This is a genomic window from Gorillibacterium massiliense (genome assembly GCF_000455485.1).
GTDB lineage: Bacteria > Bacillota > Bacilli > Paenibacillales > NBRC-103111 > Gorillibacterium > Gorillibacterium massiliense.
Map to the genome: position 1 here is coordinate 1 of NZ_CBQR020000189.1, position 523 is coordinate 523.

Below are 523 nucleotides of genomic sequence, written 5' to 3' on the forward strand. Positions count from 1 at the left end.
GCTGCCGCCGCAAACGGAAACGCAGTGCGCGATCGCTGTGATTTGGCAGGAGATATTGCGGATTCCCCATGTTTCGCTTCATGACAATTTCTTTGATCTGGGAGGCCACTCCTTGCTTCTCATGCAGGTATTCAATGCCATTCACAAAGAGTGGCCGGTGGATTTTCAGATGAAGGATCTGTTTGTCTATCAGACGCTGGAAGAGTTGGCCGCTCATATTGATACTTTATTCGGACGCAGCCGGAGCTCTCGGAAAACGCGGATACAGCCATCGCTGAACCGTTCGGAGTACTTGCTCTCCCATGCACAGGAGCGGCTTTGGTTCTTGCATCATCTCGATCCCGCAAGCAGGGTCTACCAAGTGCCGCTTTCATTCGAGCTGCGGGGTGATTTGCAGACAGAAGCTCTGGAGAAGGCGATCCGTTATTTGGTCATGCGGCACGAATCTTTGCGCACGGTGTTCTATGAGTCGGACGGCGTTGCCTACCAACGGATTCAAGCCTGGAGCGATGTACCTTTCGTT

At 52.8% G+C, this 523-nt stretch carries 1 protein-coding gene; it reads left to right on the plus strand.

What is annotated here, in order from left to right; translation table 11 throughout:
- The coding region (locus TJ79_RS25550) for a condensation domain-containing protein (protein WP_040953178.1) at positions 1-523 on the plus strand (523 nt) is incomplete at both ends.